At 68.4% G+C, this 19573-nt stretch carries 17 protein-coding genes and 5 pseudogenes; 11 read left to right on the forward strand and 11 right to left on the reverse strand.

Translation table 11 applies throughout. The features are described from left to right. Window positions 1-293 (forward strand): toxin Doc (locus IE271_RS37400; protein WP_190194933.1); only part of this gene is annotated, 293 nt, incomplete at its 5' end. A gap of 488 nt (window positions 294-781) precedes the next feature. Here the strand turns inward: IE271_RS37400 and IE271_RS44405 are convergent. The 6 genes and pseudogenes from IE271_RS44405 to IE271_RS37425 all read right to left on the reverse strand — a co-directional run bounded on the left by IE271_RS44405 (window position 782) and on the right by IE271_RS37425 (window position 7706). Beyond that, the gene (locus IE271_RS44405) at window positions 782-1312 is read right to left on the reverse strand and encodes a hypothetical protein (RefSeq protein ID WP_444546150.1); all 531 of its coding nucleotides are present in this window, start codon (window positions 1310-1312) and stop codon (window positions 782-784) included. Between the two features lie 59 nt (window positions 1313-1371). Next, window positions 1372-2713 (reverse strand): annotated as a pseudogene (locus IE271_RS37405) (IS701 family transposase). 122 nt (window positions 2714-2835) lie between these two features. Then, entirely contained in the window at window positions 2836-4464 is a 1629-nt protein-coding gene (locus tag IE271_RS37410) for an ISL3 family transposase (protein ID WP_229919850.1), read from the reverse strand. Window positions 4465-4624: 160 nt separating this feature from the next. After that, window positions 4625-4975, reverse strand: coding sequence for a DUF7674 family protein (locus tag IE271_RS37415; RefSeq protein WP_190194935.1), 351 nt, complete (start codon window positions 4973-4975; stop codon window positions 4625-4627). 515 nt (window positions 4976-5490) lie between these two features. Then, window positions 5491-6237: a class I SAM-dependent methyltransferase gene (locus IE271_RS37420; RefSeq protein ID WP_190194936.1), complete on the reverse strand. Its 747-nt coding sequence runs from the start codon at window positions 6235-6237 to the stop codon at window positions 5491-5493. Beyond that, window positions 6234-7706: an asparagine synthase-related protein gene (locus IE271_RS37425; RefSeq protein ID WP_190194937.1), complete on the reverse strand. Its 1473-nt coding sequence runs from the start codon at window positions 7704-7706 to the stop codon at window positions 6234-6236. Before IE271_RS37425 ends, IE271_RS37420 begins: the two co-directional genes overlap by 4 nt. Window positions 7707-8556: 850 nt before the next feature. Here IE271_RS37425 and IE271_RS37430 point away from each other — a divergent pair. Then, on the forward strand, window positions 8557-9897 hold the full coding sequence (locus IE271_RS37430; RefSeq protein WP_229919851.1) for a tetratricopeptide repeat protein: 1341 nt from the start codon (window positions 8557-8559) through the stop codon (window positions 9895-9897). Window positions 9898-10395: 498 nt separating this feature from the next. On the opposite strand, the gene IE271_RS42805 is transcribed toward IE271_RS37430, so the two are convergent. Next, window positions 10396-10953 carry a GntR family transcriptional regulator gene (locus IE271_RS42805; protein ID WP_229919852.1) on the reverse strand — a complete coding sequence of 186 codons (558 nt, stop codon included), beginning with the start codon at window positions 10951-10953 and terminating at the stop codon, window positions 10396-10398. 140 nt (window positions 10954-11093) lie between these two features. Continuing rightward, window positions 11094-11204 (reverse strand): annotated as a pseudogene (locus IE271_RS42810) (GntR family transcriptional regulator); the annotation flags it as partial. A 215-nt stretch (window positions 11205-11419) separates the two neighbouring features. On the opposite strand from IE271_RS42810, the gene IE271_RS37440 reads away from it, so the two are divergent. The 8 genes and pseudogenes from IE271_RS37440 (at window position 11420) to IE271_RS37470 (ending at window position 17314) form a co-directional block, all read left to right on the forward strand. Next, window positions 11420-11773 (forward strand): SCO3933 family regulatory protein, encoded by a 354-nt coding sequence (locus IE271_RS37440; protein ID WP_190194938.1) that lies wholly within the window; start codon window positions 11420-11422, stop codon window positions 11771-11773. Beyond that, window positions 11770-11961: a hypothetical protein gene (locus IE271_RS37445; RefSeq protein ID WP_190194939.1), complete on the forward strand. Its 192-nt coding sequence runs from the start codon at window positions 11770-11772 to the stop codon at window positions 11959-11961. Before IE271_RS37440 ends, IE271_RS37445 begins: the two co-directional genes overlap by 4 nt. Window position 11962: 1 nt before the next feature. Then, a complete protein-coding gene (locus IE271_RS42815; protein WP_229919853.1) occupies window positions 11963-12223 on the forward strand; it encodes a hypothetical protein in 261 nt (86 codons plus the stop codon). Beyond that, window positions 12217-13377: an FtsK/SpoIIIE domain-containing protein gene (locus IE271_RS37450; RefSeq protein WP_229919854.1), complete on the forward strand. Its 1161-nt coding sequence runs from the start codon at window positions 12217-12219 to the stop codon at window positions 13375-13377. Before IE271_RS42815 ends, IE271_RS37450 begins: the two co-directional genes overlap by 7 nt. Window positions 13378-13415: 38 nt before the next feature. Then, window positions 13416-14183 carry a DUF2637 domain-containing protein gene (locus IE271_RS37455; RefSeq protein ID WP_190194940.1) on the forward strand — a complete coding sequence of 256 codons (768 nt, stop codon included), beginning with the start codon at window positions 13416-13418 and terminating at the stop codon, window positions 14181-14183. 151 nt (window positions 14184-14334) lie between these two features. Next, complete coding sequence (locus IE271_RS37460) at window positions 14335-15783, forward strand: replication initiator (protein WP_190194941.1); 1449 nt, start codon at window positions 14335-14337, stop codon at window positions 15781-15783. Then, on the forward strand, window positions 15780-16007 hold the full coding sequence (locus IE271_RS37465; RefSeq protein WP_190194942.1) for a helix-turn-helix domain-containing protein: 228 nt from the start codon (window positions 15780-15782) through the stop codon (window positions 16005-16007). The genes IE271_RS37460 and IE271_RS37465 overlap by 4 nt, the downstream gene beginning before the upstream one ends. After that, window positions 16007-17314: pseudogene (locus tag IE271_RS37470) on the forward strand (tyrosine-type recombinase/integrase). The gene IE271_RS37465 and the pseudogene IE271_RS37470 overlap by 1 nt, the downstream one beginning before the upstream one ends. A gap of 78 nt (window positions 17315-17392) precedes the next feature. Here IE271_RS37470 and IE271_RS37475 read toward each other — a convergent pair. The 3 genes and pseudogenes from IE271_RS37475 to IE271_RS43495 form a co-directional block, all read right to left on the reverse strand. Next, on the reverse strand, window positions 17393-17677 hold the full coding sequence (locus IE271_RS37475) for a contact-dependent growth inhibition system immunity protein (RefSeq protein WP_190194943.1): 285 nt from the start codon (window positions 17675-17677) through the stop codon (window positions 17393-17395). Further along, window positions 17677-18075, reverse strand: a complete 399-nt coding sequence (locus tag IE271_RS37480) for an RNase A-like domain-containing protein (protein ID WP_229919855.1) — start codon at window positions 18073-18075, stop codon at window positions 17677-17679. The genes IE271_RS37475 and IE271_RS37480 overlap by 1 nt, the downstream gene beginning before the upstream one ends. Next, window positions 18049-18246 (reverse strand): annotated as a pseudogene (locus IE271_RS43495) (polymorphic toxin-type HINT domain-containing protein); the annotation flags it as partial. The pseudogene IE271_RS43495 and the gene IE271_RS37480, both read right to left, overlap by 27 nt. 128 nt (window positions 18247-18374) lie before the next feature. Here IE271_RS43495 and IE271_RS37485 point away from each other — a divergent pair. After that, window positions 18375-19496, forward strand: a pseudogene (locus IE271_RS37485) (IS701 family transposase); the annotation flags it as partial. Between the last annotated feature and the right edge of the window lie 77 nt (window positions 19497-19573).

The raw sequence follows: 19573 nt of genomic DNA on the forward strand, positions 1-19573 counted from the left end.
TCGGCCTGGCCGCCCGGCACAAGGTCGACCCGCCCCGCCACGACCAACACCACCCCGACGCCTTCTGGCGCGCGGCCGTGATGCTGGAGGAGTGCGTGGTCCTGCGTCCGCTGCCCGCCCGCAACGAGCTGTATGGCTTCGGCGTGGCGGTGGCGTACCTCGGGATGCACGGGGAGCGGGTGAACACCAAGTTTGAGGCCTGGCGGGAGCTGATCGCCGACATCGCCGCCCTGCGTCTGGACTCGTTCGCCGTCGCCGAGCGGCTGCGCTCCCTGCGTATGCCGACGAGCTGACCCTCCTGTCGATCCCCGGCCCGGACAGGGCGGGATCAGGAGGCATAGGGATTCTCGTCATCAGCGGAACATGGTTCCTGGGCAAGGCCATCGCGGAGGGCGCGCTACCGAGGGGGTGGCACGTCACCCCCCTTCAACCGCGGTCAGTCGGGATCGGACGTGGTCGGCGTAGAGCCCGTGCACGGTGACCGCACGGTTCACGAGAACCTGCGGAAACTCGCTCAGCACGGGCCGTAGGACGCCGTCGTCGACCTGGTCCAGCCTGGCCATCACGATGGGAGCGGCGCCGTGACCGCTCCGTCCGCCGCCACGCACCGGTGAGCCGGCACCGGCACCTGTGCCGATTGGGCGGAGCCAGCCGTCCGGACCCTCGAGTCGTCGCCGCGGAGACAACCGCACGGTGCCGCCCCGGACCGGCCCAGTCACGGCGCCCTCCAGACCGATCCGGCGAACGTCGTGGCGGCGTCACGCGGCATCATGCGGTGTCATCAGTCGACGTGCGAGGCGGCCGACCACCACAGGCGTACCTCCTTGCGGGCGTCCGTCGGCCGCAGTTCCCATCCCTGGGCCAGAGCGACCTCGGCCACGTATCCGGCGCCCACACCGCGGTAGTCACGAAGGGGAATGGCGCACTCCACGGGCGGTCGCGGCTTCTTGGGTGCGCGCGGGGCCGAGGCCCGAGCGGTCCAGTGGGCGACGCGTCGGTCGACCCGGGCACGGTAGTACTCGGTGTCCCCTTCGTGGCGCAGCTCCGGCCAGCTCACGAACCAGGAACCCAGCCGGGCGATGGCGCCCAGCGTGTTGTCCATGAACCGCATGTAGCCGCGTTCAAAGCGGTCGCTCACGGCCGCGATCGCGTCAGCGAACAGCCCCACGGCGAAAAGCACGGCCGCGACCGCCAGCCACAGCGCGCAGAGCACCGGGAAGCACAGCAGGGTGGCGGCGAAGCGCAGGACCAACTGCCAACGTGGCCGGATCGGTTCGGGCGTCCAGACCGCGAGGTCCTCGTAAGTGCGCATGACAGGAATTCTGTCGTACGCACGCGGACGGCCGTCCGACACGGCAGCTGTAGTTCCGATCATGGCTGGTCGTGGAGGATGTGTCGTCGCTGGTGGCAGGCTTGTGCGACGGCTTGATGGTGGCGGCGCCAGGCCGTCCAGTACAGGATGTGTTCTGCGTCCCGGACGGGTGGTGTGAGGACGAAGGCCCGGAGCAGTCGGACGAGTTCGGGGCAGGTCAGCGGGACGAGGCGGGCCGGTCCGGTGGGGTCGGTTGTGGTGGTGGCCGCGGTGGTGAGGGCGAGGACGGCGGCGGCGATCAGGGAGAAACGACCAGCGCATCCAGGAGTTCCAGCAGGTCACCTGGCCCTCGTCCAGGCCGGTGAAGGTCTTGCCGAGCTGAAAGGTCTCCTCGATCCGCCAGCGGCGGCCGATCACGTCCACGAGCTGGGCGAGGGCGACGTCCCCGGGCGTGAAGCAGCGGAAAAACGACAACTCGCCTGTATAGCGGTGCCGGCGGGCGACCAGGACGTTGGTGCCGTCCGGGTGCCCGTCGGGGGTGTCGTCGGCCCGGACCTCCAGCCAGGCCCAGTCGTACTCGCGCATGCCCTTCGTTCCGTGCCCGGTTTGCATGCGCATCCACTGGTGCGGCAGCACCTTGTTGATCATCTGACGGGCCTGCCAGCGCCGGCCCGCACCATCGGTCACCCGGTACGCGCGGGACTCCCCGACCGCATAACCGAGCCCGAACGCCCGTATACGCGTGCGCAGTTCACGGCCGGAGTAGACCTCGTCCCCCGCGAACCAGCGGGCCCGCACCCCCAGCTCGAGCGCATCTGCGACCATGGCCACGGCCTGCTGCGGCTTGGTGGCGAACAGAATCTCCTCCGGGACACCGGTCATCTCGCGGCACTCCTCGTCCGCGGCCCAGTCTCTGGGCAGATACAGCATGCGGTCGATCACCACCCTGGTGGTATCGGTGACGGCGGCCAGATGGACGGCGACCTGGCACAGACCGACGCCCTTGAGCGCGCCGGAGTACGGGCGGCCGGCGCCCACGCAGTCGGTGGAGGACTTGGCATCACCGGTCCCGTCCGCGACCAGCATCATGTCCTGACCTGCAAGTTCACGCACGACGAGGCGGGCGATCTCCTGCCCGGCCCGCTCATGATCGAACCTCGCCCTGGACAGCAGGTGCTGCAGCCGATGCGGGCCGGAGTGCCCCAGCGCCTGCGCCAGGGTCCAGCAGTTACGGGTGTCCACCTCCGCCAGCAGCCCCGCGATCATCTCAGCCGCACTCGCGCGTGTCTCACGGCGCACGAAGCAGTGCGCGATCGCGTCCATCGCCGCCCCGAACACCCGGTCCCAGACGGTCTGGACTATCGTGACCTCTGCGGCCACCTGGTCCTGATACGTCGTCACAAACGTTCATGATCACGGTGGCCGTACCCATGCCCCCACTCAGCCCCTACGGACAGCTGACCAGCACAAACGCCGGAACTACAGCTGCCGTGTCACAGCCTGAGAAGGGTGTAGCTCGTGGCTCATACAAGATTTTCGGGGCCGGTGGTCATCCAGAGGTTGTCACCGACGGGCTGTTGCCTGGTGCGGCGGGAGTGAGCGACGAGAATGACACGCTTGCGCAGTAAGGGGATGCCGGCCTTGCCTGCCATCTGGCGTTTGATGAGCTTCAGGTCGGTGACCCGGCCCTCTGCCACGCCTGAACTGTGTGGCAGGGCCACGCCGGCCCGTACTGCGTCGAGGTCGTCGAGCAGTCCATTGGCATAACGGACCAACTGCGGGATCCCGTCCGTCTTGACCCGGGTGATCCAGCGGTCGAGCAGGGTGATGCGCTTCTCGGTGAAAACGGTCGCGAAGGAGTGGATGCGGTCGTGGAGGGTGGCCAGTTCCGGGCAGCGGTTGCGCAGGTGCTTCACGAAGGTGCGCTGGTCCTCGTCCAGGTGCTCCGGCCGGCTCATCAGCAGGCGGGAGACCTCGAACACGCTGCGTGCCGGTGCGGGTGGCGGCAGCCCCGCGTCCAGGGCCTTTCGGTGCGTGGAGACATAGAGGCGGACCGTGCCCTCGCTGCCGGCGAAGCCGCGGGCGGCCACCTCCCGGAACAGACCCGCAATGTTGTGCTCGCCCTCGTTCCAGCGTCGGTGCAGATGGCTCTGGTAGGGAGCGAGGATTCCGGCGCGCTGCGGCCAGGTGGGAGCGGCCTGCTGCCAGGTGGTGGCGCGGGCATAGCGCCGGACGGCGTTGCGGTCCAGATCCAGATGCCGGGCGATGGCACGGATCGCCATCCCCTCGTCCATCAGAGCGTGCACCGCGGCGTGCAGGCGACGTGTCCGGGCGGCCGTGAGGCCGCCGAGCCCCCGGGGCGCGATCGCGCCAGGCTCGGGGTCGGGCAGACAGCCGCGATGGCCCGCGATCACCTCGTAGACCTTCCGCCCGAGTCCCTGCCACAAGTGGAAACGATCGCTGACCTGGACCGCCTGGGGTGCGCCGGCCCTGATCGCCCTGCGGTAGGTCGACGAGCCGTCACGGCAGACCACCTCGACGTCCTCGTGCGCACGCAACCAGGCGGTCAGCGGTTCGGCCTCGCGCGTGTCCCACACCTCGATCGGCAGGCGGCTGTCCGCGTCGACCAGCAGCGTGCCGTAGCGACGCCCCCGCCGCAGCGCGAAGTCGTCCACCACCAGCACCATCGGCGTCGGGGCGGACGGATCCGGCAGCGCCATCACACAGTTCAGCAGCGTGGCCCAGCTGAGTGTGTGGTGCAAATGCACCAGCAGCCGGGATCCGGCCTTCCCCGCCAGCGCCACCGCGACCTCTGCGACCACGGCCTGAAGGGCTGGAGTGCGCCTTTGATAGCGCACGGTCAGCCCTTCCACCTGCTCAGCGAATGTGGTCTTCGGACAGTGGGGGTTCTCGCAGTACAGACGGCGGACCGTCAAGTCGATCCGCACCGGCCGTCCACCGACCGCCTCGTCCGCGACATGCCGCTGGTAACGGCTGTGCTCCCAGGCGGAATCGTCTCCGCACCCGGTGCACGAGGTCGATCCGTCACGCGTACGCGCGGTGATGACCACCGTGTCATCGAGCACGACGACCGAGTCGACCACTACCGGACTCAACTGCGGGAGCAGCAAAACGAGCAACTCATCAGACACTCCCCAGCATCCCGCCAGATGCCCGCCGCGTCACGCCTCGCCAACATCCCAGATCACCGGCTACGAAAATCTTGTATGAGCCACGAGCCGCACCCATCTGACTTGAGTGCGATGAAATCGCTTTGAGCAACCACGTCTTGCGACGCAGCATTCGCAGAGTTTAACGCTCCGTAAACATCTTACGGAGATTCCCCGTCAGGTGTTCACGAATGCGGAACCCCTCTTGACCAGAGTAAGGCAGGTTTTCAACAAACGAAACCCTGACCAATTCCCTGACTGCGCAATCGCCATGCACGTACGCACCCTCGATGAAATTGATCAACCGAATCCCGATGGCTTCCTCGGTCGAACTCTGGCCAGCCTCACTGAACAAACCTACCGCCCATCGGACGACGTCTGCCAGGAAAACGTGGGAGAGGAACTCTTCGTAGAACTCCACATGCTCGGCATGCAAGCTCTCAAGCTGTGGAAAGTTCTGAAGGAGGCCATGAAAGAACTGATCTTCGTTCATCTCCATCAATTCCCTGCGAGGGCCGACTTAAGGTCGGCAAGTAGGCTTCTCGCCACGATCAAGTCGTGCGGGTCGCCGTCTCTGTGATTCCTTGATATCCACTTATTCAGCGCCTTGGCGTACTGGTTCCCCTTGGCTACATGGTTACGGCCATGTACGAGTTGACCTGAGCTGAGCTCCTCGCGAATCGCCGACATCGTCGTACCATCTCCAGTTCGGGCCGTATTGGTCGTCCCCTTATAGAGATCGTTAACCAAGTTCTGAAGCTTGGAATCAGAGACGCTTGGCGTTGGCAGGATGCCGCAGTTGCTGTTGTGAACGAGTACCGGCGTCTCGCCCGCCAGTACATAGTACGTGTGCTACGCGGCACCGCTCTACCTGGTTCTTCGCAGGTCAGCGCGTGATTTGCGTTCCGCTGGTGTCCGTGGATGTGCGGGGAAATCCGTGGGTGTTGCCGTCGCTACTGCCGTCAGGAGTCGGGCGGCTGGCGCTGGTGCCATTTCTCGCCTCGCCGGTCACCGCGGAGTTTGTCGGGCCACTGTGTACGCGGTGGGGCCGGTAAGCCCTGTCCCTGTGCCGTCGAGCATATCCAGGACCTCGAAGCCGACGCCCTCCGCGTAGCGTTCGAGCTCCCGGGGGAACAGGACGCGCCTGCGGATCTCGTCTCGGGCCTCGTCGCCCGAGGGGAGCATCCAGTGCCGGTGCATGGTGTTGATCTGGGTCCGCAGATCCCACGTGTGGCGGATGGTGACGGTCGCGGGTCCCGTCGGGGTGTCGACCGTGGCGGTGGTCGGCTCGGTCCGGGTGATCGGGGCGACGGGGGAACACAGCACGAGCAGCGCTCCTGGCCGGGCGTGGGCGGCGAAGGTGGCGAAGACCTGGCTGATCGCCTCGTTGTCGTGCACGTAGGCGAGGCTGTTGCCCATGCAGGTCACCACGTCCATGCGGCTGCCGAGTCGTGCGGTGCGCATGTCGCCGGTGCGGATGTCCAGCCCGGGCCGGGCCTGGTGGGCGTAGTCGACCATGCCGGGCTGGAGGTCCACGCCGATGCACTCGAAGCGCTTGGCCAGGATCTCCAGGTCGCGGCCGGTACCGCATCCGAAGTCGACCAGGGTCCGGGCGTCCGGCCGGTGCAGATCGATCAGGGTCTGGCACATTCCGGCGCTCGTGCTGTCGGACTGGACCACGTCGTAGAGTGCCGGATCGCGGTACAGGAGGTTGGTGGCTTCCACGTGCTCGGCTTCCGTGTCGGGGCTGGTCACATGAGGCTTCGCAGCCCGATCTCCAGGGCGAGCACATCGCACAGCAGATCGGGGACGACCGGCGCAGCTTTGGCGTCCCTCTGCGCCTGGGCGAGAGCCTTCCCATCAACGTAGCCGAGGTCCACCAGGATGGACTCTTTCAGCATGTCGTCCAGTACAGGCAAACCGTAGGACCGCAGTCCCTTCTCCAGAACAGCCAGGAAGTTCTCCGGTTCGGCCGGCGTGGCCACCCACTCGGGTAGCCCGGCCCGTCTGAGCCTGTCGCGGAACAGCGCCTTGCCGCGCTTGTGCTCGCGCGGCAGCTGCTCCATGAACCGCACGATCCGCGGGTGCGCGAGCGGGCTCACTGGCCAGATTCCGGCCCGGAGGAATCCGGGGTTGTGCATCCCGAACGCCATCAGGGTCGGTACGGGCAGTGTCGGGATGGGCGCCAGATGCTCGTTCACCTCGACGAGTGCTCGGGCTGCCTTGGCTCCGAGCCACGGTACGGGTTCGGGTGTCGGCAGTTCGGCGTGTGTCCTGGAGTGGTGGGCGTTGATCTCGTCGCCGCCGCTTCCGGTGAACATGACCTCGCACCGCCGGGCGGCTGCCTGCTCGCGCACGACGTCGAACGCTTCCTGGTAGAAGGCTCCCGCCGGATCGTGCGGCTTGCACAGATCGCGCACGCCTCCAGTGCAGAAGGGCGGGTGCTGCATGGCGGGGGTGGCCGTGTCCCGGAAGCCGCAGTGCTCCACAAGGGCCTGACGCCGCTCGCTCTGTTGCCTGCCGATGCTTCCTCCCACCAGCAGGCCGAAGCTGTACGCCTCGGGGAAGCGGGCCGCCTTGATGGCCAGGGCGACGTTCCCGGAGTCCGCGCCGCCGGACAGTTCGACGCCCACGCATCCGGTTGCCGTCGGCGCCTGACGGATTACGTCGGTCAGCAACTCGTCCAGAGCTACGAGGGGATCAACGCCGGGCCGCAGCGTACGTGGTTCAAGCACGTGTTCGGCGGGGTCGGGGTAGTGGATGCTGAGTCCCGAAGGGGTGAACGTGGCCGCTGCCCGTTCGGTGAGGCGGTAGACGCCTTGGAAGAGCGTCTCGGACGTGTAGCGGTGTTGCCTCGTCAGCGTGCGGGCGACAACGCGCGGCACCAGGCGGTCGGCCCGCAGATGCGGTCGCAGTAGTGTCAGGTCCCAAGAGGCGTGGAGCTCGCCGGCCTTCTCTGCCAGGTAGAGCGGGGCTGTGCCGAAGACGCCCGCCGCCAGGCGGGCTTGTCCGGGCTCCATGGTGAGTTCGACGAAGTCGGCCTCGTCCCCCTTGCACTCCTTCACGCGGACCCGTACGCGCGGCGCTTGGTCGTCGTTGACCTCCATGACCAGCGGGGATACGTTCGCAGGCTCGATCCAGCTCTCGCCGTTGATCCAACGGCCGCCCTGCGATCTCCACTTGGGCTCCTGGAGATCGGCCAGGCGCAGACGCATCGACAACATGTAGTCCCCTTCCGATGTCGTGCGGCGGGGCGGGGCCGCGCACGGCCCCGCCCCGCCTGGCGTCAGCCCTGGATCACTTGCTGCAGTGGTCGCCGTTGTTGTCGCCGCCGCCCGGCATCTTGTCGAGCAGCGCGGCCTCGATGGCCGGGACGCCGGTGGTCAGGTCGCCGGTGAACAGCTCGTCCACGTTCATCGTTTTCTCCCTTACGGTTTTCAGTGGACTCCGCGGCGGATGCTGCGGAGTTCGACCCGTCCGGCTGCCGGACCCTTGCGAAGAAGGCAGCCGGGCGGGGTGCCCGCCGCTTCCGGCGGCGGGCCCTCCCTCGTCACAGGTGGGGAGCCTGGATGCGTGACGGGGAGGAGTCAGGTGGGTGTGGATGCGGCGGCGACGCCCAGGACGAAGCCGACCAATCCCGAGATGGTGATGATCAGGAGTGGTCCGGCGTAGCGGCCGACGGCTGCGGCTAACCGGTTCACAGCCGCTCTCCGCGGCTTCGCTGGTTGGCCTCGCGTACTGCGACGCTCAGCTTCTCCGCGCCGTACTCGAGCGTGGCACTGCCGTGCTGCGGGCAGAGACACGGCGAGAACTGGTTCGAACCCGGCGGCAGGTGCGCGCCCTCTCAGGTGTCGATCCTCAACACCCCGTCCATGCCCCGTTCCTCGGTCATCCGGGCCAAATGGGCCCGTGCTTCGCTTCTCATCCCTCAGCCCTTCAGACGACGGCTGCGGCGAGGACTCGCCGTTGCCTGCTGCCTCTACGCAACCGCACGACCACGCTCAGCGGTACCGTTGCCGCAGCACCAGGACTTGAAAGCCTTGAAAGTTCGCAAGGTCACGGGGAGTTGAGGGCATGGCCAAGCGTGAACCAAACGTGGCGCTCGGGCGCCTGCTCACCGAGAGCCGCTGGACTCACCGCCAGTTCGCACGGGCGTTGAACCGCGTAGGTACGGAGACCGGAATCCCTCTGCGTTACGACGAGTCGGCGGTGAGCCACTGGCTCGGTGGCACCGTTCCTCGGGGCGCGGTGCGCGGATGCATCCTCGAAGCTCTCTCCCGCCGCCTCGGCCGCCCCATCACCCATGCCGAGGCCGGGCTGCCCGTTCCACGCGATCGCTCCTCCGCGGCTGCGGATACCGTGGAAGGGGTGATCGACCTGGGGAGGCTGGATATGGACCCGTCCCGCCGCAGTGTCCTGGGTGCCGGCCTGTTCTCCGTGGCCGTCACCATTCCCGGCTGGCCTGATGTAGTCGGGCGTGCCGATGCCATTCAGTCTGGCCGCACGAGTCGCATCGGCATGAGCGAAGTGGACATGGTCATCGCCATGACCGAGCGTGTCTCGGAGCTGGACGACGAGTTCGGCGGCCGTCACGCACGCCCCATGGCGGCCTCGTTCATGGTCAACACCGTGGCCTCCTACCTGCGCGCCGACGCACCCGAGGACGTACGCAAGGCGATGCAGTCCGCCGCCTCGGACCTGCTCTACTTGACCGGCTACATGGCCGTGGACGAAGGCCTGCACGGTCTCGCGCAGCGCTACTACGTCAAGGCCCTGGAGCTGGCGGGCGCGGCCGAGGACCACCTGACGTACTGCACCACCCTGCGGGGCATGAGCGTCCAGGCAGTCGACCTCCGCCACGGGGAGAAGGCCATGGAGCTGGCCGACGCCGCTGCCGCCGCCTCCCCGAAAGCCGGACCCCGGATGCTGGCCTTCCTCGTCGGCCAGCAGGCACACGCCGCCGCGCAGACCGGCGACCGTACGGGTGCGCTGCGCTACATCCGGGAGGCCGAGGCGGCCATGGACCGCGCTGAATCACGCGGAAAGGCGTTCGGCTCGTACGACCCCTCTTCGCTCAACTACCACGTCAGCCAGGTACGTTACGAACTCGGTGACAAGGCCGGAGCCGTCGAAGCCATGCAGCAAGCGGACCGGCTCCGCCCCAGCGTGTACCAGCGCACACGAGTACACCGTCGTGGCCTGCTGGCCGAACGGCAGCTGGAACTCGGCCACCTGGAAGCGGCCTGCGCCACCTGGCACCAGGCCCTCGACGACTACCCCAAGGTGCAGTCCGGCCGCGCCGACGACCGCGTGAAGGCGATGTTCGGTCTCCTGCGCCCTCATCTGAAGAACGCAACGGTCCGCGATCTGTACGACCGAGCACGGACGATCGCGCCACCGTCGCTGGTCGCCTGATCCCCGTCGGGCCTTCAAGCTCAGCCACAGAAAGTCAGCCACGACGGCGGGCTCGCCGAGAGATCACGCGCCACGTGTGCTTCCAGCAACCCCGCGCCGGCCTCAACCACGCCTCTTCCTTCCGTCACGGCATCCGCCCTGCTCCGGCCTGGCCGCTCGGCAACGGAATGGGGCTGCGGCTTCGCCTGTGACGGCACGCCGACGACGATCGCGGCCCTCGGCTGCCGCGGTCTGACGTGGTGCTGTGCGGCGTTCGGCGGAGTCGGCCTGGCGGCGCCGCTGCGGACCGATGAGGTTGCTTCCGGGATCGGGGTCGGCTCGCTTGCCTGCCACTGCGCGCCGAGTGGCCGGTGGGCGTCGCCAGCGGGGCGGCAGACAGGAGCGGGCGGCGGCCACCGGCCGCCAGCGCGCGGCGGCCCGCGCAAGCGGGACGCCCTTCTTGATCAAGTAAAGAAACTCTGAACAGCTCACCCACTGGCCGAGCTGTCAGCCTGGTCGTCAGGGGCCCTGCTGTCGGCGCTTCTTCGCGTCGGCAAGTCTGCCTTCGAGTTCCTTGCGGGCGGCTGCGGGATCTTCGTGGAGCGGTGGCGCAAGTTGGCCGCGGCGGGCCAGTTCGCGGGTGATCTTCCGGCCTTTCTCAACCGCTGCTTGGTACGCCGTGCGGGCCTGGTTGAGCTCGTCATGGATTTGGTCGGCAAGCGCTTTGAGCTCAGCGTCGGAGAGGTGCGCGAATTCGCCCGCGGTGCTACGGGCCTGGCGTTCGACCTCCTCGCGCTGGAGGTGCTGGACGACCTTGGAGCTGTAGTTCTTGCCGGGTGTCGGGGCGGTGCGGACGAAGACACCGCGTCCTTTGACGGCGTAGATCAGCCCCTCGCTCTTGAGGAGACGAAGGGCTTTCTGCGCAGTGGAGTTGGCGATGGTGAACCGCTCTTGCAGCTCACGCGCGGAGGGCAGCTTGCTGCCCGGGGGGAAGAGTCCTTCCTTGATCTCTTCGCGCAGGGTGTCCGCGGTCCGGACGAAGGGGGGCGGTTGTCCTCTGCGCGGGCCGAACGCCATCCAGGAGGGAAGGGACCGTCTCCTGCCGCGCCTTCGTCGCCGTCCTTTTCTTCGGTGTCCTGTTGGTCGAGGGGCAGGCTGACGTAGCTGCCCCGGCCGAGGACGGAGTAGACGAGCCCTTCCTGCCTCAGGACGCGCAGGGCGTTTTGGACGGTGGAGCTGGCGACACCGAACCGCTCTTGGAGATCGCGCGCCGACGGCAGGCGCTCACCGGGCTGAAGCTCGCCGCTCAGGATGGCGGCCCGCAACACTTCGGCGGCCTGGAGGTAGGGGGGGCCGCGGGTCGTCGTCCAGGGGCAGGGTCATGGGCCAACCGTAGCGTCCGTAGCGCCTGCTGCACACGCCCGCACCACCGCCCTTATCGACCGTCCCACCTATGCGTGCGTTGCATCTGTATCGCCGTAGCGCTGTGGTCATCGTCGAGTCGATCAAGCGGCTCCATCTCGAACGATGAGGATGTGATGGCATGGCCATGCCTCGAATCCGTGTTGCTCTGCTGCCGTCGGCGGTGTGTATCGCGGGCACCGAGCCGGTGCTGAAGATCAAGGACCAGCAGACCGGGGAGGTCGCCACCGACCGGCAGACCGGCGCGTCGCTGTACACCGTGACCGTGATGCTCATGGAGGACGGCCGGGCCGAGGTCCTGAAGATCACGGTCCCGGAGACGGGCCTCGCGGCCGGACTGAAGCCGGGCGCGATGGTCCGGCCGGTGGAGCTGTTCGCCACCCCGTGGGCGCGGATCTTCAACGGGCAGCTCTCCGACGGCATCGCCTACCGCGCCAACCGCCTGGAGCTGGTCGCGGCGGAGGCGGCCCAGTGACCGGCCTCGACAACCAGGGGCCGCAGCGGAGGCTGCACGCGCTGCGCCCCTTGCCGGGCACCGAGGGCAAGGCGACGTTCGCCGCCTCCGGTGCTGTGCTCGCCCGGCTCGGCCTGACCCCAGCAGACGCGGCCGGGCTGGACCTGGCCGAGATGCTCCGCCTGATATCCGATACCGAGGGGGACTGACGTGGAGGACCTGACCGACCGCGCGCCGCAGGTGCTGCTGATCGTGGCCGTGCTGGCGGGCGCGTGGCTGCTGTGGGCAATGGTGCGCTATATCCGTGCCGACCGGGGCACGCGGGTCAGCATCCGGCAGGCCATGCGGGTGCGTTGGGGCTGGGTACGGCTGGCGCGGATGGCCGGACTGACGGTCACCGACAAGACCCCGGGCCTGCTGGCACAGATCACCGCGCAGAAGGACACTCCTGCCCCGCGCCCCGGGTGCTGACTCCCAGGATCAAGGTCAAGCCGGACCGGTTCGGCGTGATCGTGCGGGCCAGGACGCTGCCCCAGGTGGGGTTGGAGGAGTACCAGAAGGCGGCACGCTTCCTGGCCGACGCCTGGCGGTGCACGCGGGTCTCCGTCCTGCCGGACGGGCCCGGCCGGGTGGTGATCCGTGGTGTGCGCTCCGACCCTTTGACCACGCCGACCGAGCACCGTCCCACCGGCCGCCCGCTGGAGGAGGTATCGCACTGGGAGCTGGGGGTGGACGAGTACGCGGCGCCGGTGTGCGTGTCCTTGGCGAATGTGCCGGGGGTGACCGTGGCCGGCACGCCCGGTGCGGGCAAGACCTCGGCGGTCAACAAGTTCGTCTGTGACCTCGCGCCGGCGGCGGCCGTGCAGTTCGTGGGCTTCGACGGGAAGGTGTCGCGGGCCGAGGAAGGCGACTACGCCGACCTGGTCAAGCGGATGTTCGCGTTCTGCGGTGACGACCTGGACGAGGCCAACACGCTGTTCAAGCGGCTGGTGGAGCTGCGTCGGCGGCGGTCGTCGGTGATCCGTGACGTGCTGGGCGTGAAGAACATGTGGCACGTCGGCCCCTCGCGGCTGTGGCCGCTCACGGTGGTGCTCATCGACGAGGCGCACACGTTCTTCCGTGAGTACAAGGGCGGCGACGCCGAGACGAAACGTTTGGCCGCGCTGACGGCGGAGAACGCCCGGCTGGTGGAGGACCTGGTCAAGAAGGGCCGCAGCGTCGGCATCCTGACCATCCTGATCAGCCAGAAGACCACGGGCGATGCCATCCCGACGTTCATCCGCGACGTGTGCCCGGTGGGGCTGTCGTTCGCGCAGAAGACGGTGGAAGCCGCGGTGGCCGCACTCGGTGACGACATCCGCAACTGGCCGGACGCCAGCCCGGTCACCTTGCAGGACCCCGCCTATGTCGGGGTTGCGGTGATGGCGATGCAGGGCCGTCCTGGCTTCACCCGCATCCGTACCCCGTACGTCTCCGACGCCAACGCCGCCCGTATCGCGGAAGCCACCTCGCACTTGACCGCCGACCCCGCCGTGTGCCTGGACGCCCTCCTCGACGCCACCGGCCACACGGGCCCTGGCGGCGACGGGCCGGACGACCCGGCCGTCTCCCTGGCCAAGCCCTGAACGCCCCCAATCCCACGCGCCGAGAGGAGGCCCCGCGCATGGCGGAGGAAGGGTTCACCCGGCACACCGTGACCGTGGTCATGGCGGTCATCGCGGCCCTGGCCTTCGTCTCCTCCTTCGGCAACGTCTGGGCACTCGCCCTGCGGCTCGGCGTCCCCCGCCCGATCGCCCCGCTGATCGCCCCCATGGTGGACCTGTCCGTCATCGGACTCCTGGTCGCCCTGCGGTTCCTCGCCCTGCGCGGCGTCCCCGAGCACGACCTGAAGGCCGGCACGCGGCTGCTGCACCTGTGCGGGCTGCTCACCCTCGCCCTGAACACCGCCGAACCCCTGCTGACCGGACGCTACGGCCGGGCCTGCCTGGACACCGTCGCCCCGCTCCTGCTCCTGGGCTGGGGCCACATCGGCCCTACCTTCCTCACCCACTTCCACACCACCGCACACCTGGAGGACACCACCACATCTGCCCCAGCACCCGCACCCATCGCTGAGCCGGTGCCCACTTCGGCGCCCGCTCCCGAGACGGCGGCCCCGGCCCCTGAGCCAGACCCCGCCGCGACACCTGCGCCGCCCCCGGCCGAAGTGCCTACTGTGATCGAGGCGCCCGACTCCGCCCCCGCCCCGGCCGTCACCAAGGCGCCTGCCACCAGCACCCGCCCGGCCCTACCCGCCGCCCTGCTCAGTGCGGCCCGGCGCATCGCGGACACCCACCACGCCGAACACGGAACACCAGTCACCGCCGCCCAGCTCGCGACCCGTATGGGCGTTGCCCTGCCGGTGGCCACCGCCGCCCTCGCTCAGCTCTGAGCCACCCCGGCCACCGGCCGGACCACCCCTCCCTGAGATCCACGCCCGCCCATGGGCCTGGTTCGTCATGCCCCGAGCAGCACCAACACGCCCCCAGCCATGACCGGTTGCTGCTCGGGGCCACCCACTCGACAGAAGGGACACGCCCCGAATGGTCACCCTGGACCTGCGCCACGTGGCAAGCCCCGCCGTGCGGGACCTGCTCCACCTCGTCAACCACCCCGACTTCGACCGCGCACAGCAGCAGATCGAACGCCTCGGCGGCTGTACCGAACCCGTCCGCCTGACCGGCAACACCACCACCATCGACACCACAACCGGCGAGGTACTGCGCTCCTACACCTCCTCCGACGAACCTGCGGGCAGCCTGCTGACCACGTGCGGCAACCGCCGCGCCTCCCGCTGCCCGGCCTGCTCCCGCCTGTATGCGGCCGACACCTACCACCTCATCCGCGCCGGCCTCTCGGGCGGCAAGACCGTGCCCGACACCGTCCGCATCCACCCTCGCGTCTTCGTCACCCTCACCGCGCCGTCGTTCGGCCCCGTCCACAACCGCCCCACCACCCCGGGCGGTGATGTCCGGCCCTGCCGCTGCCGCAAGCTCCACGAACCCATGGACGCCCTGCTCGGCACGCCACTGAACCCCGCAACGTACGACTACGCGGGCGCGGTCCTGTTCAACGCCCACGCCGGAGCCTTGTGGGCCCGCTTCACCACCTACCTGCGCCGCGAGATCGCCGCCCGACTCGGCATGACCCAGAAAGCCTCCCACGCGGTCCTGCGGGTCTCCTTCGCCAAGGTCGCCGAGTACCAGCAGCGCGGCCTGGTCCACTTCCACGCCGTCATCCGCCTCGACGGCCCGCACGGCACCGGTCAGCCTCCGCCGCCGTACGCCACCGTCGCCGTGCTCACCGACGCCGTTCGCGCTGCCGCCGCGCGGGTCCGCGTCGCCGTCGAGTCGGATGCGGTCGGGGAACGCGAACTCACCTGGGGCGAACAGCTCGACGTACGCGAGATCGCCGCCTTCGGCACCGACGCCGAAATCACCGATCAGGCCGTGGCCGCCTACGTGGCGAAGTACGCCACCAAGTCCGCCGACGCCTCCGGCACCCTCGACCGCTCCCTGTTCTGCCGCCCCTGCCAGGGACACGGCGCCACCCTCCTGCCCCATGGAACCCCGCTCCCCTGCACCACGTGCGACGGCACCGGCCAGGCCCGCCCGTTGCCGCGCCTCGCGGTCGCCCGGCACGTGCGGCAGATGATCCGCACCTGCTGGGAGCTGGGCAAGCTGCCGGAGTTCGCCGAACTGAAGCTCTGGAAGTGGGCGCACATGCTCGGCTTCCGGGGCCACTTCTCCACCAAGTCCCGCCGCTACTCCACTACCCTCGGCGCGCTGCGCGCCGCCCGCCGCGCCTGGCGCACCGAACAGGCCCGCGCCCACGCCGGCCTGCCCGAGCCCGACCCGGACACCACCCTCGTCGTCGGCCACTGGGCCTATCAAGGCTCGGGTTACAGCCCCGGCGGCGCGCTCCTCGCGGCCCACGTCTGGCACCGCCGGGAACTGGAACGCCGGTTCATCGCCGAAGGGGGCTGCGGATGAACGCGCAGGAACCCGCCCCGACCCGGCGGGGACTGAGTACGCCGGAAGAGCTGCTGACCGTGCCCCAGGTCATGGCCCGCCTCCAACTCGGCCGCTCCGCCGTCTACGACCTGCTCCGCACCCGCCAGTTCGCCTCGATCACCCTCGGCCGCGCCCGCCGCATCCCCGCCCACGCACTGGCCGACTTCATCCGCACCCGCCTCGAACAGGAAGCCGCCGCCTGATGACCACGCCCCGCCACACCCCCGCCTCCCGCCGCGTCCGCGCCAACGGCGACGGAACCGTCTACCAGCGCAAGGACAGCCGGTGGGAGGCTGCCGGATACGTCCTCGCTCCCGGCAATACACGCAAGCGCATCCGCGTCTACGGCACCACTCGCAAGGAAGCTCTGGCCAAGCTCACCGAGAAGATCGCCGCCAGCAACCGCGGCCTCCCCATGCCCTCCGCGCAGGGCAGCGTGGCCGCGTACCTGACGTACTGGCTGGAGAACGTCGCCGTCCACCACCTGCGCGAGAACACTCACACCCGATACACCGCCTGCGTCGACCGGTACCTCATCCCCGGCCTGGGCAAGAAGAAGCTCACCAAGCTCACCGCCAAGGACGTCCGCACCTGGCTCAACCAGCTCCGCACCGCCTGCCAGTGCTGCACTCGCCGCATCGACGCCCGGCGCGACCAGCCCCGCTGCTGCGCAATCGGCCAGTGCTGCTCCAAGCTGCTCTCTCCACTGACGCTGAACTACATCCACTCCGTGCTCAAATCCGCCCTGGAGCACGCCGTCCGCGAGGAGGAGATCCCGCGCAACGTCGCCCGCAACGTCCGCACCGGCACCCCACGGCCTCGACGCTTCGAACCCCTCACCGCCGACGAAGCCCGTCAGCTCCTCACCACAATCCAAGGCCACCGGCTGCACGCCCTGTTCGAACTCGCCCTGCACACCGGACTCCGCAATGGCGAACTCCTCGGCCTCCGCTGGGAAGACCTCGACCTCGACGCAGGCACCGCCACTATCCGCCGCACACTCCAGCGCACCAGCACCGGCGGTCTCACCACGCTACCCACCAAGACGTGAGCCTCCGAGCGCCGCATCGCCCTCCCCGCCCGCTGCGTCCAGTCGCTGAAGCTCCACCGTAAGCAGCAGCAGCGCGAGCGGGAGGCCGCGGGCGCCGCGTGGCAGCACAGCGGGCACGTGTTCACCGCTGCGCAGGGCACACCGCTCGACCCGACCAACATCACCCGCGCCTTCACCACGCTCCTTCGTAAGGCCAGCCTCCGCCGCATCCGCTTCCACGACCTCCGCCACTCCACCGCCATCCTGCTCCTGGAACAGGGCGTCGAACTCGTCGTGATCAAGGAGCTCCTCGGCCACGCCCACATCGGCGTCACCGCCACCGTCTACGCCCACGTCCGACTCCGCCTCCAGCGCGACGCCATCGACACCCTCAGTACCGCGCTCGACGGTCCTGCTGGCAACGATCCGACCTCCGACGACGGCAACGACCCGCCGCTGTGCGGAGCCCTCGTCCGCTGACGTTGCCGTCAACCACTGCCGTCAGACAGCCGAGAGGTCCCTCCGGAACCTTCGGAGGGACCTCTCGCTTTGCCTTTGCTACACAAGCGCGTCGATCATCTGACGGAACCAGACCGACATCTCTATCCCGTCCTGGCGCGGGTCGTAGCAGGCTCCAGCCCTATCGAGCCAAAGCGCAGCTAGCTCCTCCTCACACACACCCGAACTCAACACCCTTTCCATAGCGCCTCTCAGTTCCTCGACCACCTCGGGAGGTTCACCGTCTCGGAACTCCGTCAAGATCTGAATAGGCTCCTCTGCCTCCAGGTCATAATCTTGATGGAAATACGCCTGTGCGAGGTATTGAATTTTCTCCATGTCCATCACGGACTCGGGTAGGAGGTGACGATATGGTACCCGTTCGGCATCGAAGGATTCCGCTGCAGGACGGTGGTCACCCCCGAAGGCGAGAGGATGCTCTGCGTGGCACGCTCGTACACCCTTCCATCCGCAGCACTCATCGGCCCGTTAATCACCAGACGCCTTCCATTTCCCGAAAGCCATTGAGAGACTTGCCCTTGATTGGCGGCAAGGTTTCCACCCGTAGCCCTCTCTGCTGCTGCCAAATCGGTGAATGTTGAGGAGTAACGAATATTGCGGGCCGCCAGTTCAGCATCAGTCTTGCCGACGAGCCGCGCGATCGCGTGGCCACCCGCAGCCTCATGCTGGGCAAGGTTGCAGTTGCTGTTGTGAACCAGGACCGGAGTCTTACCTGCCAGCACATAGTACGTGTGCAGATCCGCGACGGTCAGGTTGTGGACCGTGGCCAGCTGCTTGGTGTGCTGGATCTGTGTGATGTGGACGCTGTTGCCGTCGGAGGTGCGCAGCCCCTGGCCTGTGGTCAGGTCGCCCGCGTCAACCCACTGGGCGGTGTTAGGGATCCAGAACGGGTGCCCCGCGGCCGCGCTGACACGGCAGCTGTGGTTCCGGTGTCTGTACTGGTCAGCTGCCTGTGGGACCTATGAGGGTATGGGTGCGGCCACCGTGATCATGAACGTTTGAGACGGCGTATCAGAACCAGGTGGCCGCGGAGATCACGATAGTCCAGACCGTCTGGGACCGGGTGTCCGGGGCGGCGATGGACGCGATCGCGCACTGCTTCGCGCGCCGTGAGACACGCGCGAGTGCGGCTGAGATGATCGCGGGGCTGCTGGCGGAGGTGGACACTCGCAACTGCTGGACCCTGGCGCAGGCGCTGGGGCACTCCGGCCCGCACCGGCTGCAGCACCTGCTGTCCAGGGCGAGGTTCGACCACGACCGGGCCGGGCAGGAGATCGCCCGCCTCGTCGTGCGTGAATTTGCAGGTCAGGATGTGGTGCTGGTCGCGGACGGGACCGGGGATGCCAAGTCCTCCACCGACTGTGTGGGCGCCGGCCGCCAGTACTCCGGAGCGCTCAAGGGCGTCGGTCTGTGCCAGGTGGCCGTCCATCTGGCTGCCGTTACCGACACCACCAGGGTGGTGATCGACCGAACGCTGTATCTGCCCAAGGACTGGGCCGCGGACGAGGAACGCCGCGAGGCGGCCGGTGCCCCTGAGGAGATCATGTTCGCCACCAAGCCGCAGCAGGCCGTGGCCATGGTCGCAGGCGCGCTCGAGTCGGGAGTGCGGGCCCGCTGGTTCGCCGCGGATGAGGTCTACTCCGGCCGCGAACTGCGCACGAACATCCGTTGGTTCGGCCTCGGTTATGCGGTCGGCGTGTCCCATACACATGTGGTGAGTGACGGAGCGGGCCGCAGGTGGCAGGCCCGCCACATGATCAATAAGGTGCTGTCGCGCCAGTGGATGCGCATGCGGGCCGGGCACGGAACGAAGGGCACCCGCGAGTACGGCTGGGCCTGGCTGGAGGTCCGGGCCGACGACACCCCCGACGGACATCAGGACCATGGCGTCAGCGTCCTGGTCGCCCGCCGGCACCGCTACACCGGTGAGCTGTCCTTCTTCCGCTGCTTCACGCCCGGCGACGTCACCCTCGCCCAGCTCGTGGACGTGATCGGCCGCCGCTGGCGGATCGAGGAGACCTTCCAGCTCGGCAAGGCCTTCACCGGCCTGGACGAGGGCCAGGTGACCTGCTGGAACTCTTGGATGCGTTGGTCACTGAGCTGTTTCAGAGTGGCCACTGATGGGGTGACGGCGGTGGAGGCGCAACGCACGAGGCACCCGTGCCGTTGAGGGAGGTGTTCGAAGTCTCAACTCGTCAGCGCAGGTGCCTCGTTGATCCG

It is taken from the genome of Streptomyces minutiscleroticus, assembly GCF_014650875.1.
GTDB classification, from domain to species: domain Bacteria; phylum Actinomycetota; class Actinomycetes; order Streptomycetales; family Streptomycetaceae; genus Streptomyces; species Streptomyces minutiscleroticus.